At 34.8% G+C, this 16,706-nt stretch carries 15 protein-coding genes; 3 read left to right on the top strand and 12 right to left on the bottom strand.

Annotation, left to right across the window (positions count from 1 at the left end; genetic code table 11):
- Nucleotides 1-49: 49 nt before the first annotated feature.
- On the top strand, nucleotides 50-835 hold the full coding sequence (locus ACNH59_RS03540) for a DNA/RNA non-specific endonuclease (RefSeq protein WP_418264055.1): 786 nt from the start codon (nucleotides 50-52) through the stop codon (nucleotides 833-835).
- Nucleotides 836-839: 4 nt separating this feature from the next.
- On the opposite strand, the gene rodA is transcribed toward ACNH59_RS03540, so the two are convergent.
- The 6 genes from rodA to purH form a co-directional block, all read right to left on the bottom strand.
- A complete protein-coding gene (gene rodA, locus ACNH59_RS03535) occupies nucleotides 840-2,072 on the bottom strand; it encodes a rod shape-determining protein RodA (RefSeq protein WP_418264054.1) in 1,233 nt (410 codons plus the stop codon).
- A 15-nt stretch (nucleotides 2,073-2,087) separates the two neighbouring features.
- Nucleotides 2,088-4,013: a penicillin-binding protein 2 gene (gene mrdA, locus ACNH59_RS03530; RefSeq protein WP_418264053.1), complete on the bottom strand. Its 1,926-nt coding sequence runs from the start codon at nucleotides 4,011-4,013 to the stop codon at nucleotides 2,088-2,090.
- On the bottom strand, nucleotides 4,010-4,516 hold the full coding sequence (locus ACNH59_RS03525) for a rod shape-determining protein MreD (RefSeq protein ID WP_418264052.1): 507 nt from the start codon (nucleotides 4,514-4,516) through the stop codon (nucleotides 4,010-4,012). The genes mrdA and ACNH59_RS03525 overlap by 4 nt, the downstream gene beginning before the upstream one ends.
- Nucleotides 4,509-5,336 (bottom strand): rod shape-determining protein MreC, encoded by an 828-nt coding sequence (gene mreC / locus ACNH59_RS03520; RefSeq protein WP_418264051.1) that lies wholly within the window; start codon nucleotides 5,334-5,336, stop codon nucleotides 4,509-4,511. Before mreC ends, ACNH59_RS03525 begins: the two co-directional genes overlap by 8 nt.
- Before the next feature lie 87 nt (nucleotides 5,337-5,423).
- On the bottom strand, nucleotides 5,424-6,452 hold the full coding sequence (locus ACNH59_RS03515; RefSeq protein WP_418264050.1) for a rod shape-determining protein: 1,029 nt from the start codon (nucleotides 6,450-6,452) through the stop codon (nucleotides 5,424-5,426).
- A gap of 53 nt (nucleotides 6,453-6,505) precedes the next feature.
- Complete coding sequence (gene purH / locus ACNH59_RS03510) at nucleotides 6,506-8,032, bottom strand: bifunctional phosphoribosylaminoimidazolecarboxamide formyltransferase/IMP cyclohydrolase (protein WP_418264049.1); 1,527 nt, start codon at nucleotides 8,030-8,032, stop codon at nucleotides 6,506-6,508.
- 198 nt (nucleotides 8,033-8,230) lie between these two features.
- Between purH and ACNH59_RS03505 the strand changes: the two genes are divergently transcribed.
- On the top strand, nucleotides 8,231-9,481 hold the full coding sequence (locus ACNH59_RS03505) for an ABC transporter permease (RefSeq protein WP_418264048.1): 1,251 nt from the start codon (nucleotides 8,231-8,233) through the stop codon (nucleotides 9,479-9,481).
- A gap of 269 nt (nucleotides 9,482-9,750) precedes the next feature.
- Here ACNH59_RS03505 and accD read toward each other — a convergent pair whose 3' ends face one another.
- The 4 genes from accD to ACNH59_RS03485 form a co-directional block, all read right to left on the bottom strand.
- On the bottom strand, nucleotides 9,751-10,605 hold the full coding sequence (accD, locus tag ACNH59_RS03500; protein ID WP_418264047.1) for an acetyl-CoA carboxylase, carboxyltransferase subunit beta: 855 nt from the start codon (nucleotides 10,603-10,605) through the stop codon (nucleotides 9,751-9,753).
- Between the two features lie 83 nt (nucleotides 10,606-10,688).
- Nucleotides 10,689-11,756 (bottom strand): class II fructose-bisphosphate aldolase, encoded by a 1,068-nt coding sequence (gene fbaA, locus ACNH59_RS03495; protein WP_418264046.1) that lies wholly within the window; start codon nucleotides 11,754-11,756, stop codon nucleotides 10,689-10,691.
- A 64-nt stretch (nucleotides 11,757-11,820) separates the two neighbouring features.
- On the bottom strand, nucleotides 11,821-13,209 hold the full coding sequence (locus ACNH59_RS03490; protein ID WP_418264045.1) for a BamA/TamA family outer membrane protein: 1,389 nt from the start codon (nucleotides 13,207-13,209) through the stop codon (nucleotides 11,821-11,823).
- Nucleotides 13,193-14,377: a hypothetical protein gene (locus ACNH59_RS03485; protein ID WP_418264044.1), complete on the bottom strand. Its 1,185-nt coding sequence runs from the start codon at nucleotides 14,375-14,377 to the stop codon at nucleotides 13,193-13,195. Before ACNH59_RS03485 ends, ACNH59_RS03490 begins: the two co-directional genes overlap by 17 nt.
- Nucleotides 14,378-14,414: 37 nt before the next feature.
- Here ACNH59_RS03485 and ACNH59_RS03480 point away from each other — a divergent pair, with 37 nt between their 5' ends.
- The gene (locus ACNH59_RS03480; RefSeq protein WP_418264043.1) at nucleotides 14,415-15,137 is read left to right on the top strand and encodes a TrmH family RNA methyltransferase; all 723 of its coding nucleotides are present in this window, start codon (nucleotides 14,415-14,417) and stop codon (nucleotides 15,135-15,137) included.
- 10 nt (nucleotides 15,138-15,147) lie between these two features.
- On the opposite strand, the gene ACNH59_RS03475 is transcribed toward ACNH59_RS03480, so the two are convergent.
- Both ACNH59_RS03475 and ubiE read right to left on the bottom strand, forming a co-directional pair.
- Nucleotides 15,148-15,858, bottom strand: coding sequence for a porin family protein (locus ACNH59_RS03475; RefSeq protein WP_418264042.1), 711 nt, complete (start codon nucleotides 15,856-15,858; stop codon nucleotides 15,148-15,150).
- 25 nt (nucleotides 15,859-15,883) lie between these two features.
- Entirely contained in the window at nucleotides 15,884-16,615 is a 732-nt protein-coding gene (gene ubiE, locus ACNH59_RS03470; protein ID WP_418264041.1) for a bifunctional demethylmenaquinone methyltransferase/2-methoxy-6-polyprenyl-1,4-benzoquinol methylase UbiE, read from the bottom strand.
- Between the last annotated feature and the right edge of the window lie 91 nt (nucleotides 16,616-16,706).

Below are 16,706 nucleotides of genomic sequence, written 5' to 3'. Positions count from 1 at the left end.
CTTGATTTTTTGGAGCGTTTTTGGTTGTTTGCTTTTGCAGTCTTGTAAAATGGATTCTAAGTCAAGCAGACTTAGTATCGAAAATTTCGACATCAAAAGTTTGTCTAGTGAATTAGGAGAAGAGATGGACTCTCGGGAAACCAATACAAATGGAAGTTGGGAGTATTTTTTACCCAAATTTTCAAAAAATCAAATTGTCAAACACACCTACTATACTTTATCTTATAATGAAAAAGCTGAGCAAGCAGAATGGCTGGCTTATGAATTAAAAAAAGAATATTTAAAGAATAGGGATTTTAAGCGGCCTTATTTTGTTGAAGATCCATTAGTGCGAACTGGGTCTGCTGATTGGAGGAACTATAAAAAGTCAGGTTATGATAAAGGACATCTATGTCCTGCCGCAGATATGGAGTTTCATTGGGATGCCTATAACGACACCTTTTACACCTCAAATATAGCACCTCAGAATCGCGAATTTAATGGAGGAATTTGGAACCGTTTGGAACAAAAGGTACGCTATTGGGCAGCAAAGAATAATGGAGTAATGGTGGTTACAGGAGGAATTTTGACTAACACTTCCAAAACGATTGGGGCTGAAAAAGTCGTAGTTCCTGATTATTTTTATAAAATTATTTTTGAAAATGAAAAAGGCAAACATAAAATGATTGCCTTCTTGATGCCCAATGAAAAAAGTAAAAAAGCACTTTATGAATATGTGGTCTCAGTTGATAGCATAGAAGTATTGACAGGAATAGATTTTTTTCCAAATTTAGAGGACAAACTCGAAGATGAATTGGAAAAAAATACCGATTACAAGTTTTGGATTTCTAATTAAAAGATTACCATTCGTTTACTTTATTAGCGTCCATTTTAAGAAAGATAAACAGCAAAATTGTAAATCCCCAAAGTCCAGAACCTCCATAGGAAAAGAACGGCAATGGAACCCCAATAGTTGGAAAGATACCTGCTACCATGGCAATGTTTACAAAAAAGTGAACAAACAATATACTGGCTACACAATAACCATATACACGGCTAAATTTTGTTTTTTGCCTTTCGGCCAAGTAGATAATCCTTAATAGTAAGGTTACAAATAAACTGATTAGGACTAAGCAACCAGCAAAACCCCATTCTTCACCAACGGTAGTAAAAATGTAATCTGTATGTTGTTCTGGCACGAACCCCCCCTTGGTCTGTGTGCCTTCCAAAAATCCTTTTCCAAACCAGCCTCCTGATCCAATAGCAATTTCTGATTGATTGGTGTTGTACCCAATGCCTTTTAAATCCACAGTTTTCCCTAACAAGATATTAAAACGGTCTCTATGGTGTTGTTTGAATACGTTATTGAAAACATAGTCAACAGATAATACAAATCCTGACATCAGTATAAAAAGAATACTACTTAGGATAACATTTCGATTTCCCATTCGAGATTTAAAATGCACAGCAATTAAAATTACCAGTATCGAAAGGATAATGTATATGGGTTGGACGATTAAGGTGGTAACAAAAAGTATAATTGCTGCAAATGCAGTCCATACATACCAAGCAGGTAGTCCTTCACGGTAGAGAACAAGAATAAGTACACAATAAATCAAGGCACTACCGGGGTCGTGTGGAACAATAAGTAAAATAGGAAGTCCTAATATGCCTAGAACCTGAATTTGTCTGTTGGTGTCTTTTAAATTGACTTGTACATCGCTTAGGTATTTGGCTAAAGCCAATGAAGTAGCTGATTTAACAAATTCTGACGGTTGAATACCAAATGAGCCAAACGAATACCAATTGGCCTGACCTTTAATCGTTTTTCCAAAAACAAATAATCCAGCCAAAGCTAAAAGTCCGATGATGTAAATTAAACTGGCATATTTTTCATAGACTTTCCCGTCAACTGCCAGTAAAACAAAAATTAAAGGAATTGATAAAACAATGAATAACAATTGCTTCATTGCAGTATCATCAGTTGATGATAAGGAAGAGGAATAGATATTCAACAATCCAAGTATGACTAGCAAACTGTAGATAATAATACAAATCCAGTCGAGATTTTTCTTTATACTTTGATTTTTCATTGTAACAATCTCAAGTTAATTTTGTTTAGTTGAATCGACTTTTAAAGTCGATGTTTCTTTTCGGCTGATTGAATCTTTTGGCGTTGTTTCAATGGCGCTCGCTTCTTTCATACCACCAAGTTTGGCATATTGATCTCGTAAACTGATACCAAGAACCCTTTTTTCTAAATCAACCCTAGTGATTTTTTTTCTAAGGTATTTTTCAATCATTAAACTGGCAATAGGGCCTGCAATTGTAGCACCAAAACCTCCGTTTTCTACAAGAATAGCAATTGCAATCTTTGGATTGTCCTTAGGGGCAAATGCAACGAAAATAGAGTGGTCTTTTAGCTGTACGCGCTTGCCTCCAATTTTGGCAAAGTTTTCAGCGGTTCCTGTTTTACCACAAATATCAATTCCTTCTACTCTTAAGGAACTAGCAGTACCATAGTTATACACGTCAAATAAACCTTGAATCATAGGTTTGAAATATTTTTTATCTATGGTTGTCACATGCTTAGTGGTGAATTTTTTATCTATTGATGCACCTTTAATTTTTTTAATGATATGTGGCGTATAGTAATAACCTTCGTTAGCAACGGTTGCAATCATATTAGCTAACTGTATTGGAGTCATTAAAACTTCACCTTGTCCTATGGAGTTAGAAATAATAGTTTTTCCACTATAGTTCCAATTAGGATATATGCTCTTATAGGTTTTAGAAGTTGGAACTTTTCCTCTTTTACCAGTAGGTAAGTCATAGCCCATAAATTGTCCGAGACCAAAACTTTTAAGGTGATTACTCCAATTGTCAACAGCATAAGGTGTGCTTTTGTATTTTCCAATTATGCGTAAATAAACATTTGCAAAATAAGTATTACATGAATTATATATCCCATTATTCAGTTGGTGTGGCCCTGATCCATGACATTTCATAAATCTTCCAGGGGCATAACTAAAACCATGGTGGCATACAAATGTAGTGTGTTCATCTATAACTTCTTCTTGTAACGCAATGAGTCCAGTCAGAATTTTAAATGGGGATCCTGGAGGATATTCTGCTAATAAACCTCTGTCATATAGTGGCTTAGCAATAGAATCATGGTAGAGTAAAGTGTAGTTTTTAGATCGTTGTCTTCCTACTAGGATGGCTGGATCATAGGATGGCGCAGTTACCAATGCTAGTATTTCACCCGTTTTAGGTTCAATAGCCACAATTCCGCCTCGTTTATTGATCATTAATTGTTCTCCGTAACGCTGAATTTCAGCATCAATGGTTAGGTTGATGTCTTCCCCTTGAACAGCAATAGTATCGTATTTTCCATCCTTATACGAACCAATTTCTCTGTTGTATTTGTCTTTTTGAATGTATTTTACTCCTTTTATACCGCGTAGAATTTCTTCATAGCTTTCCTCAACTCCTTGACGACCTATCAAATCCCCACTTTTATAATAGGGGTTTTTCTCAATCAGTCTTTCGTTTACTTGAGTAATAAATCCGAAAATATTGGCTCCAAAGTCTACTTCATAGTCACGTAAAGAACGTTTTTGAAAATAGAAACCTTCAAATTTTCGTATTTTTTCTTGAAAAGCAGCAAATTCACTTTTGTTTAGCTGTGGTAAAAAGACAGAAGGTAGCCTTGGACTATAGACTTTTGCTTTTTCAATTTTTTTGATATAATCTTCTTTGGTAATGTTAAGAAGTTGGCAAAATTCTAGGGTGTCAATGTTTTTTAATTCCCTTGGAATTACCATGATATCATAAGAAGCTTGATTGGCAACAAGTAATTTGCCATTTCTATCAAAGATATAGCCTCTTTCAGGGTAATCGTATTTTATTTTTATTGCATTATTCTCTGATTTTAATTTGAAAGTATCGTTGATAACTTGCAAATAAAATATGCGAATTAGTAGCAATGATGCTGCAATGATTATTAAAGTAGGCAGCAGAAGTTTTCTCATCGTTTGTTTGGCTTAATAAGATAAATTATAATGATACAACTGATAATCGTAAATATAGAACTTAACAAGGTTCTGATTAAGATGTCCCAGATGAAACTGACCTGAAATGCTTCGAGTACAAACATCGTAATATGATGTATGAGCACCGCTAGCAATATAAATGAAAATCGTTCAGGTGTTAAGGAATCATTTATTTTAATGGTTTGGTATTCGTAACTGATACCAAATGAAAATTTAAAAATAGAAGGTCTAAAATTAGCTAAAATTAAACAAGCCGTAGCATGAATTCCTCCTGAGTTTGAAAAAAAGTCCATTACCAGTCCCAATAAGAAACTAGAAATCAGTAGGCCTGATTTGTTACCGTTTACTGGATACAGCAATATAAATAATAAATAAGGAAGCGGCAAAATAAACCCTAAAAAAGTCATGTTGTTAAAGATGACTATTTGAACGGCTAATAAAAGTATAAACCGAAAAACATTGACTAACAAAGTACTATTCATCTTTAATATTTTGTTTTTCTAGATTATTCAATTCGTCTCTGTTTTTACTTTTTATGATATATACATGGCCTAAATTAGTCATGTCATTAAAAAGTTTGATATTCAAAGTGTAATAATTGGTTTGGTTGTCAATATAAATTTTGTCAATCGTACCAATATTGATGTTTTCAGGGAAAATTACAGATTGTCCGCCTGTTACAATCGTGTCTCCTTTTCTAACGGAGGCCAATCTAGGGACGTCAATAAGTTGTACAAAACCAGTGCTTTTTCCGTTCCAAACCAAAGAACCAAAATGGTTTGATTTTTTAATCTTAGCATTGATTTGAGATTTGACATTCAAGATACTTACCACTGTAGCATAATTTGGAGAAGTTTTATCTACGATTCCAACAATTCCTAAATTATTGATAACTCCCATGTCTGTTTTGATGCCTTCTAAGGAGCCTGAATTTAAGGTAATATAGTTCTCATGGGCGTTGTAGGAGTTATGAATCACTTTAGAAACAACAATGTCATCAGGAGCAACTCCTTTAAGACTCTCGATTTTTCTAATTTCCGTAGTGTCTTTAGTTTTAAATAAGAGACTTTTTAATCTTGCGTTTTCCAATGCCAAAGCTTCATTTTGAGTTTTTAAGTTCAAATATTCGCTTACATTGTTCATTTTTTCATACACGCCACCACTTACAAAGTTAGCAGAGCTAATCACTCGGCTTTTGTGGTAAGAATGCGAATGTATTGTAAGCAATAACGAAATGCATAATAACAGCAAAAACAGTAGTCTATTACTGTTTTTGAATATAAAATTAAAGATTTGCTGCATTCTCTTATTTGATTATGTGTTTCAAAATAGGCGTAGTAACTGAATTTTCATAGCTAATATAAAAATTCAGTTACATATAAGAAAATCTTATTTGATTAAGATACTTTTAAATCGGCCAATATTTTTAAGTGCCATTCCTGTTCCACGAACTACAGCTCTTAACGGATCTTCAGCGATGTAAACGGGTAAATCTGTTTTTTGAGAAATACGTTTGTCAAGTCCTCTTAACATTGATCCACCACCCGCTAAGTAAATACCAGTATTGTAGATATCTGCTGCTAATTCAGGAGGTGTTTGAGATAAGGTTTCCATCACCGCATCTTCAATACGTTGGATTGATTTGTCTAATGCTTTAGCGATTTCTCTATAGGATACCTCTACTTGTTTTGGTTTTCCAGTAAGTAAATCTCTACCTTGAACTGACATATCCTCTGGAGGACTTTCTAGGTCTTCGATAGCAGCTCCTATTTGGATTTTGATTTTTTCAGCAGTACTTTCTCCTACAAAAAGGTTGTGTTGAGTACGCATATAATAAACGATGTCATTTGTAAAAACGTCACCTGCAATTTTTACAGATTTATCACATACAATTCCACCAAGAGCAATAACAGCAATTTCTGTTGTTCCACCACCGATGTCAACAATCATATTTCCTTTAGGTTGCATAATATCGATTCCAATACCGATTGCTGCTGCCATTGGCTCGTGAATAAGGTAAACTTCTTTACCATTTACTCTTTCACAAGACTCTTTTACTGCTCTCATTTCTACTTCTGTAATTCCAGAAGGGATGCATACTACCATTCGCAGGGCAGGAGTAAACATTCTCTTTTTTAATGCGGGTATGCTTTTGATAAACATACTAATCATTTTTTCAGAAGCATCAAAATCAGCAATTACACCGTCTTTTAATGGTCGAATCGTTTTAATGTTTTCATGCGTTTTACCTTGCATCAAGTTGGCTTCCTTACCAACGGCTATAATTTTGCCTGAAATTCTATCTCTTGCAACTATGGATGGACTATCAATAACAACTTTGTCATTATGAATAATTAAGGTATTAGCGGTACCAAGGTCTATCGCGATATCCTCAGTCATGAAATCAAAAAATCCCATAAATTATTTTGGGTTAAAAGTTATAAATATAATTGCGCACAAAGTTAAACAAATTAATGTTTGAAATGACGTGTTCCTGTAAATACCATTGCCAAATTGTTTTCGTTGCAATAGTCAATGCTTAGTCCGTCTTTTATAGATCCTCCAGGCTGAATAACAGCTGTGATTCCTGCTTCTTTAGCAAGAGCTACACAATCAGGGAAAGGGAAAAAAGCATCACTTGCCATTGAAGCACCTGTTAAATCAAATCCAAAGTGTTTTGCTTTTTCAACTGCTTGTTGCAAAGCATCAACCCTTGAAGTTTGACCTGTTCCTGATGAAATTAAAGTTCCGTTTTTAGCAAAAACAATCGTATTTGATTTGGTGTTTTTGCAAATTTTAGAAGCAAAAATTAAATCTTCTATTTCTTGTTCTGTAGGACTTGTAAGGGTAACGGTCTTTAAGTCTGCTTTATTGTCTGTGATGTTATTTCTATCTTGAATTAATAATCCATTCAAACAAGTTCTTACTTGTCTTAGAGGTAATTCTACCTCGTTTTGGATTAAAATTATTCTATTTTTCTTTTCTTGAAGAATCGCCAATGCTTCATAATCATATAATGGAGCAATCACTACTTCACAGAATAGTTTGTTAATTTCAGTAGCAGTTGCTACATCAATAGTTTTGTTGGCGATTAGGACACCTCCAAAAGCAGAAGTTGGATCACAAGCCAAAGCAGCGTTATAGGCTTCTTCAATAGTGTCTCTTGAAGCTAATCCACATGCGTTATTGTGTTTCAAAATTGCAAATGTAGGGCCGTCATTTTTGAATTCGTTAATCAAATTCACTGCAGCATCTACATCTAATAAGTTGTTATATGATAATTCTTTTCCGTGAACTTTAGTAAACATTGCTTCAAAATCGCCAAAAAAGAAACCTTTTTGATGTGGATTTTCTCCGTAACGCAATACTTGACCATTTGCAATACTTTCTTTATAGATGGTTTCGTCAGTATTGAAATAGTTGAAAATGGCACCGTCATAGTGTGAAGATACGTGAAAGGCTTTAGATGCTAATAGTTTTCTGTCTTCAAGAGTAGTAGCTCCATTTTGTTCTGTAATCATGTTTAAAAACAAACTATAATCATCAACAGAAGCAACAATAACTGTGTCTTTAAAATTTTTAGCAGCGGCACGAATTAATGAAATTCCGCCAATATCAATTTTTTCAATGATATCAGCTTCACTAGCTCCTGAAGCTACTGTTTTTTCAAAAGGATATAAGTCAACAATTACCAAGTCAATTTGCGGAATGTTGTATTCTTTCATTTGGGCAACATCACCTTCGTGGTCTTGACGGTTCAAAATACCACCAAAAACTTTTGGGTGTAAGGTTTTAACTCTTCCTCCTAAAATAGATGGGTAAGAAGTAACATCTTCAACTGGTACAACAGGAATTCCTAAATTTTTAATAAAGTCTTCAGTTCCACCTGTTGAATAAAGGGTTACATTTTGACTGTGTAGTTGTCTTACAATAGGCTCAAGACCTTCTTTAGAAAAAACTGAAATTAATGCAGATTGAATTGTTTTTGTTGTGCTCATCTTGTGTTATAATTTGAAAGTGCAAAAATAGTTTTTTAAACTGAAAATTAAGCTATTTGAAAAAGAGATAATTTGTAAATAGTTAACATTTAGCCTTATTTTTTTAAAAATGGCTTTTAATATCAAGTAGTTTATTGAAATTGTTAGGTTTTTGAAGATAATTGTTGGAATTTTACTTGATTCAAAATCCGTGTTGTAATGCGTTTGTACCTCCGATTGTTAAAAGAGAGTTTTGTTTTTGCTTTGGATGCTTTAACAAACAATAAATTGCGAACCTTATTGTCCTTGTTAGGAGTGACTATAGGGATTTTTTCAATCATTGCTGTCTTGGCGGCTGTGGATTCTTTGGATCGAAAAATCACTAAGGATTTGAGTAATTTAGATAAAAATACGATTTATTTAATGAGATTTTCATTCGCTCCTACCGAAGTTCCACAATGGAAAAGAGAGCAATTTCCCAATGTGAAGTACGATGAATATGTGTATTTGAAGAGTACTTTGACGCAAACGGAGGAAGTAGGCTTTCAATTGTTTGTCAGTCGTGAAACCTTAAAACACGATGATAAATCTGTAAGTGATGTGAATATTGTTCCAGTATCAGGAGAATTTATCAATATTCAAGGATTGGAATTTGAGAGGGGACGGTTTTATAATGAGTCGGAAGCCAATTCTGGGAAAGCGGTAATTGTGATAGGAGATGAAATAGCCAATACGCTTTTTGGGAATCAAGATCCAATTGGTGAAGACATACGGTTGTATGGTCAGCGCTTTAGCGTGATTGGAGTTTTGAAAAAACAAGGCGCTGGTTTGTTTGGGGATAGTAATGATACTTCCGTTTTTTTGCCTGTTAATTTTTTGCGAAAGATGTATGGGGACAACAACGATGCTATGACGCCAGTAATTATTCTAAAACCTAGCAGCGGTGTGGATATGGATGCTTATAAAGCGGAATTAACTGGGAAACTAAGAAGTTATAGAGGAGTGAAAGATGGAGAAATCGATAATTTCTTTATCAATGTTTTCTCTGGTTTTACCAATTTTATTGATGGGATTATTGGTCAAATGAATGTGATGGGCTGGATTATCAGTGGTTTTTCATTGCTAGTTGGTGGTTTTGGAATTGCGAACATCATGTTTGTATCGGTGAAAGAAAGAACGAATCTCATTGGGATTCAAAAATCATTGGGGGCAAAAAACCGTTTTATCTTATTTCAGTTTTTGTTTGAATCTATAATTTTATCTGTGATAGGGGGAATCATTGGGTTGTTATTTGTTTTTATTACTTCGGTAGTTGCTACCAATCTAGCCGATTTTGAATTTGTATTGAGTTATGGAAATGTTTTTTTAGGCACGTTCTTGGCTGCTATAATTGGACTGATAGCAGGAATCATTCCGGCGATCACCGCTTCCCGATTAGATCCTGTGGAAGCGATTAGAACGGGAATCTAGTTGTATGTTTATTTATGAAAAGCTTGTGTGTTTTGTTAAGGATAGGTGTACGAAAGAAGAAGTAGAGAGATTTGCAACTTATTTTTAAAACATATTAGGGATTTAAGATTCTATTGGTTTTTGAATTGCAAACAAGAGTAATTCATTGCCAATCCTACATAATCTAATAAATTATCATCACAGATATAGGATTGCAGAAAGTACGCTTATTTTAATGTGATTGCGTTCAATCTAACACAAAAAAAATCCCGATTGCTCGGGATTTTCATTTATCTAATTTCGTTGTTTTGAATCAAATCGATATACAAGTTAATCTTGTCTTTTAATTCTTTTCTGGCGGTTATAAAGTCTAAGAAACCGTGCTCTAATAAGAACTCAGCGGTTTGGAAACCTTCTGGTAAGTCTTTACCAGTTGTGTCACGTACCACACGAGGTCCGGCGAAACCAATTAAGGCTCCTGGCTCAGCGATATTGATGTCTCCTAACATGGCATAAGAAGCAGTTGTTCCACCTGTTGTAGGGTCTGTACATAAAGAGATGTAAGGCAATTTAGCATCGGCTAACTGTGCTAGTTTTACGGATGTTTTGGCTAACTGCATTAGGGAATAAGCCGCTTCCATCATACGTGCTCCTCCTGACTTTGATATCATCACGAAAGGCAATTTGTTTTTGATGGCGTGGTCAATTCCTCTTGAGATTTTCTCGCCCACTACAGCTCCCATTGATCCACCGATAAAGGCAAAATCCATACAGCAAATGACTAAATCTTTTCCTTTAGATTTTCCAACTCCAGTACGTACGGCATCTTTCAGTTGGGTTTTATCCATCACTTGCTTCAATCGGTCTGAATATTTCTTTGTGTCTACAAAGTTCAGAGGGTCCTTGGAAGTTAGGTCTTTATCCAATTCTACAAACTCATTGTTGTCGAATAAAATTTCAAAATAAGTTGCACTACCAATTCTTACGTGAAAACCGTCTTCGGGACTTACGAACAAATTGCGTTCTAGCTCGTCAGCATCAATGATTTTTCCTGTAGGAGATTTGTACCAAAGGCCTTTTGGGACATCCATTTTGTCTTGGGTAGCAGTAGTGATTCCCTTTTCTTGTCGTTTAAACCAAGCCATAATTTCGAATTTTGAATTTTGATAATTAGGATTTTGGAATTAGGAGTTGAAAATCCTCAATTCCAAAATCCTTAATCCTAAATTTATAATGTATTTACATTGTTCAAGTCAGCAAATGCTTGCTCTAATCTTGTATTGAATGTTACTTCACTTTCACGAACCCATTTTCTTGGGTCGTAATATTTTTTATTAGGAACATCAGCCCCTTCTGGGTTTCCAATTTGAGTTTTCAAATAGTCGATGTTTTTAACCATATAGTCACGGATACCTTCTGTGTAAGCAAATTGCAAGTCAGTATCGATGTTCATTTTGATTACTCCGTATCCAATTGCTTCTCTGATTTCTTCAAGAGTAGAACCTGATCCACCGTGGAATACAAAATCAATAGGGTTAGCTTCTGTTTTATATTTCTCTTGGATGAATTCTTGAGAATTTTTCAAGATTTTTGGAGTTAATTTTACGTTACCTGGTTTGTATACCCCGTGTACGTTTCCGAAAGCAGCTGCGATTGTAAACTTTGGACTTACTTTAGATAATTCTTCGTAAGCATAAGCTACTTCTTCTGGTTGCGTGTATAATTTTGATGCATCAACGTCAGAGTTGTCAACACCATCTTCCTCACCACCAGTGATTCCTAATTCAATCTCTAAAGTCATTCCCATTTTACTCATACGAGCTAGGTATTCTTTACAGATTTCGATGTTTTCTTCGATTGGCTCTTCTGATAAATCAATCATGTGAGAGCTAAACAATGGTTTTCCTGTTGCAGCAAAATGCTCTTCAGATGCGTCTAATAAACCGTCAATCCAAGGCAATAATTTTTTTGCACAGTGGTCCGTATGTAAAATTACAGTTGCTCCGTAAGCTTCAGCAAGAGTGTGAATGTGCTTTGCACCTGCAATACCACCTGCGATTGCTGCTTTTTCACCAGCGTTAGACAATCCTTTACCCGCGTTAAATTGAGCGCCACCATTTGAGAACTGAATAATTACTGGAGCGTTTAGTTTCGCTGCAGTTTCAAGAACTCCGTTTATTGTACTTGAACCAGTAACGTTTACTGCTGGAAGTGCAAATCCTTTTTCTTTTGCATAGTTGAAAATTTCTTGAACTTGATCTCCTGTAGCTACGCCCGGTTTGATGTTGTGTGCCATTTTAATTGTTTTTAGTTACTTTTAGTTTTTAGTTTAAGAATGCAAAAATAAGAATTAAATAGCATTAGAAGGGGTAATTTATACCAAAATTTAATACAGTGCTAGAAATATTAAATTCTTTAAACCATTTTTCGCCTATTTCTTTGGCAGGATTATAGGTTTTAAATCCAAAATCAAATCGTACAATAAAGAAGCTTAAATCGTATCTTAATCCAAACCCTGTCCCTAGGGCGGTATCTTTTAGACTGCTGAAATTTTTAAAAATGTATTTTTCATCTTCCTCTCGGTCCAGAACATTCCAAATGTTTCCTGCATCAGCAAATAAGGCCCCTTTTAAATCACCTAGGATTTTGAATCGGAATTCAGCGCTTAGGGCTACTTTCATATTAGCTTCATTAAAGTCATTGGTCGCACCACTGCGTCCTGGTCCCAAACTGTATGGTTGCCAAGCTCTATTGTCATTAGAACCTCCTGCAAAATAACTACGAGAAAACGGAATGTAATCAGCATTTCCAAAAGGAATGGCTATTCCAAAAAACGAACGTACGGCGAGTACTTTTTCTTTGGTCAAATCCCAATGTTTAATATAGTCAAATTCGGTTTTCACATATTCAGAATACTCTAGGTTAAAGATTTCGTAGTTACCATTGGAATTATAAGGGAGTTTAGCGGCTCTAGAAATCATTGATAATAAGGAACCAGCAGATTCGATTTTCGTCTTAAAGAGGTAAAAGGTGTTGTCTTGTAAGTCGGTTTTAGTTGTTTTTGAAAATGTAAAGCTGCTTGAAAAGATAAAATCATTTTCAGTCAAACGGACTCTTCGTTCTTCAATGCTTTTTACGCTTTTAAAATCATTATCTGTTTCATTAAGTCCAGTGTTTCCCGTCAAAACATCAGCGGTGAAACCAGAAGTTCCTTTTTCAATAATTAAATTCCCTGAGGTGTTTAAATAATCAGGGTTATTATTGTAATTTTTTGCAATTTCGTTAAGTGCATCGTAAGAGGAACTGTATACGTTAAAGTAATTTTCAGTATTTAAATTTCTTATGTATTGCGCGTTAAAAAGTTCAAATCTAGCCGTGTTGTTCTTTTTGGGAGTCCAATTGTATGAGAAGGCTCCGGTGAAATTTTCTTTGTCCAGTCCAATATTCTTTTGCCTTGAAAAACCAGTGGCGATTAAGGTGGAAGGAATCATGCTTTTAGGGATGATTTTTTCGGTATCAAAAGGCAGAAAGATTCTAGGGAAGCTTAATTTTAAATCCAATCCGTACTCTGATACATTGAAAAATTGATTGTTTGGATTGGCCAAATCTTTGGAAGATCCTATGTTCCCTCTAGCCGAAATTTCCAGTGTTTCGGCTCCATTGAATATATTTCGAATGGACAAAGACGGACTGAAAGCGATACCGATGTCTTGAATGTTCGAGTGGGTAACGTCAAAAGAAGCTTCCAAAACTGTATTTTTTTCTAGGGGTTAGATATATTTTGGCAATTAATGAGTTGGTAGTGGTGTCTCTACGGTCAATTTCGTATTGAATAATGGGGTAATTAAAAACTTTTAAGTTGCTTAAATAACGGGTGGTTAGTACTGTTTTAAAATCGGCAAAATAACCTCCTTTATTGATAAAGATGGCGTCTGTAATTGCATACGGTTTGTATTTTAGTTTTTCATGGCTGTACAGGTTGAAATTTTTATAAGTTGTACTGTCCTTGATTGGCATATTGCTATTGTTAGCAGTATAATCCGTGTAAATGTTTACATCACTAATTTTAAATCTTTTGAAAGTTTCTGTTTTGGTAGAATCTTGGTCTTGATAAGAGTAATTGTTAATGATAAGATTTACATTAGCCTTGTCTCCTTTTTGAATAGTGTCAATGTCAAAGTTGATATAAGTAGGCTGGAAATGATAAATTCCGTTGTTTCTAAAAAGACTCGAGATGCGGTTTTTTTCTTCTTCAAAATTTTCAGTTCTAAATTGTTTTCCTGATTTTAAGAAGCTAAGATTTTTTGATGCTTCATAAAGCGAATCTAATACCGGTGTGGCAATAGTGGTCTTTATAGTGTCTAGCAAATATGGTTTTCCTGTCGCAATCTCATAGCGAATTTGACCTCTCTTTTTTTTGATTGTATCAAATTGGTAATTGGCTTTAATGTTAAAATAGCCGTTGTTAAAATAATAAGATTTTAGTCTGGATACTGATTTTCTAGATTTTACAGTGTCAATAATTACTGGAGGTTCCCCAGTTTTTTTCAAGAAGTCATGGATGCCGTGATACCAAAAAGATGTTCCCAGTCTATTTACTTGTTTGGCAGACAACCATTTTGATTTACGCTCGTATTTTTTAGGGTTTGCAATAAACTTGGCTTGGTAGGTAGAGTCAGGATTCAAATTGGCCAAATTGTACATATTCAAACGCAAGCGATAGCCTAATAAGGTGCTATTGGGTTTTTGGTAAAGTTGATTGGTTACGTTTTCCTCCGTAGTTCGTTTGCCGTTTACCGTAATTTTGTTTTTTATAAGGAGATGTTTCCCCTCAGGAACTCTTTTTTCAGCGTTACAAGCAGATATAATTATTCCTATTAGAATAATAAGTGATATTTTTGTTGAAATTTTCTTCAAGTGTTCTAAAATATTTAATTCAAAAGTACATATTTTTATGGTTAGTAAAAACCAAATAAAACTTATAACTAGTTTACAGCAAAAAAAGTATAGAGCAGTTCATCAAATGTTTTTTGCCGAAGGTGTAAAAGGGATAGAGGAATTGTTGCAATCTAATTTTGAATTGGTCCATTTGTACACTACTAAAGATGATTTTACTGCTGTTGCTTCTGCAAATAAAACCTTAGTTCAAGAAGCTGATTTGAAAAAAATTTCGGCTTTAGTTACTCCTAATAGTTGTTTGGCTGTATTCAAAATTCCACAGGGAAAACCTCTAATGGATTCAGGATTGATTGTCGCCTTAGATGCCATTCGGGATCCTGGCAATATGGGTACCATACTGCGTTTGTGTGATTGGTTTGGTGTCAAGCAGTTGCTCTGTAGTCCTGAAACAGTTGATATATACAATCCAAAAGTCGTGCAAGCTACAATGGGCTCTATAAGCAGAGTGAATGTGAATTATATCGATTTGGAGGCTTATTTATCTCAAACTTCAAAGCCAGTTTTTGGTACTTTTATGGAGGGAGAAAACATCTACAAAGTCAATTTGCCTAAAGAGGGCATTATTGTCATGGGGAACGAAGCGAACGGCATTTCAGCAGCTATAGAAAGTAGGGTGACAAGCAAGCTTACAATTCCACGTTTTGGTGACTTACAAATGACTGAAAGTTTGAACGTAGCAACTGCAACGGCTATCGTTTTGAGTGAATTCAGAAGGTGATTTCCAACTTTTAGTGAAAAGTAAAGTTGATTAAAATACCTCTAGTTTTCATTGCATCTATGTTTCCTGTCCAAGGACTATTGGGATTATTGTCTCTAATTAATTCATCGGTCAATCCAAAAAGGCCTCTAATGGAGGGCGAAAATATAAAGTATTCTGAGAAAATATCGATTCCGAATCCAATTTCATAACTGGAAGACCATGGTTTGACTCTGAATTTTTGCTCGTAATTATCGTCTTTTGTCTTAGAGTTTCCCGAAAGATTCAGTGTTGAAGAAACTCCTCCTACTAAGTAAGGACGAATGTTTCCTGTTCTAAGGGACGAGAATTTTAACAGCAATGGAAAATGGATGTATGTACTACTAACTTCTCTTAATCTGTCGGATTGAGTTGTGAAACCTGGAAAAGACAATTCTCTTTTTCCGTAGTACAATCCTGGCTCAAAGCGTAAATCAATGTAATCTTGCAATTTAACATCAGCTACGACACCCACATTAAAACCAGTTGATTTTGTGACTTCAATATCTGTGGGTTGAAGATCTTTATAATCAATCTTAAAGTCAAAATTGTTGAAACCAAGGAAGTAGCCAAAATAAAGTCGTTGTTTTTGGAAGTTTTCCAAATGGATGATAGGGTCCTTTCCAAATATATTTGTTCCAGATTGCGCCATTCCCTTGAACGAAAGCAAGAATATAAGTAGAAACGGCACAATTTTTTTCATAAGAATCCTTAATGAGTGTTCAGTTTTATTTTTTGGATGCAGAATAGATGGTTGCTACACCAAAAGTTTGTGGCATTGCCTTTACCTCTATAAACCCAATTTTTCTCAAAATATTGTTTAGTGCCTCTCCATAAGGGAATTTTGATGCAGATTCTGATAAATAGCCGTAAGCAACATCGTCTTTTGAAAAAAGTTTTCCTATTAGAGGCAAAATATTTTTGGTGTAAAAATGATATCCTTGTTTGTAAGGAGTTTTATCAGGTACCGAAGTTTCTAAGATTACGAACACGCCACCAGGTTTTAAAACGCGAAATATTTCAGACAATCCTTTTTCAAGGTGTTCAAAGTTACGAACTCCAAAAGCTACAGTGATGGCGTCAAAAAAGTTGTTTTCAAAAGGAATGTTTTCAGAATCTGCCAAAACCATTTCGATTGTCTTAGAGAGATTTTTTGCGGCTATCTTCTTTTCACCTACTTCAAGCATTCCTGCAGAGATGTCTAGGCCAATAATTTTCTCAGCTTTGGTCTGGGCCAATAAGATGGCTAGGTCGCCTGTTCCTGTGGCAATATCTAAAATAGTGTCGGGATTGGATTTTTTGACAATGTTTAAAACTTTCTTTCGCCATTTTACGTCAATTCCAAAAGAAATTACGCGGTTCAAATTGTCGTAATTTCCAGATATAGTATCAAACATTTTTGCTACTTGTTCTTTTTTACTTAAAGTGGAGTCTTTATATGGGGTGACGTTTTTTGACATTTTATTTTAATTTTTCACAAATATAATACAATCTCAATTGAACTTTTATTGAGAATAGAAAATTGAAATAAAATAGATGGTCAGGAACAGA

The organism is Flavobacterium faecale (assembly GCF_048320115.1).
Classification (GTDB): domain Bacteria; phylum Bacteroidota; class Bacteroidia; order Flavobacteriales; family Flavobacteriaceae; genus Flavobacterium; species Flavobacterium faecale_A.
This window is presented reverse-complemented; position numbering and strand designations above follow the sequence as displayed.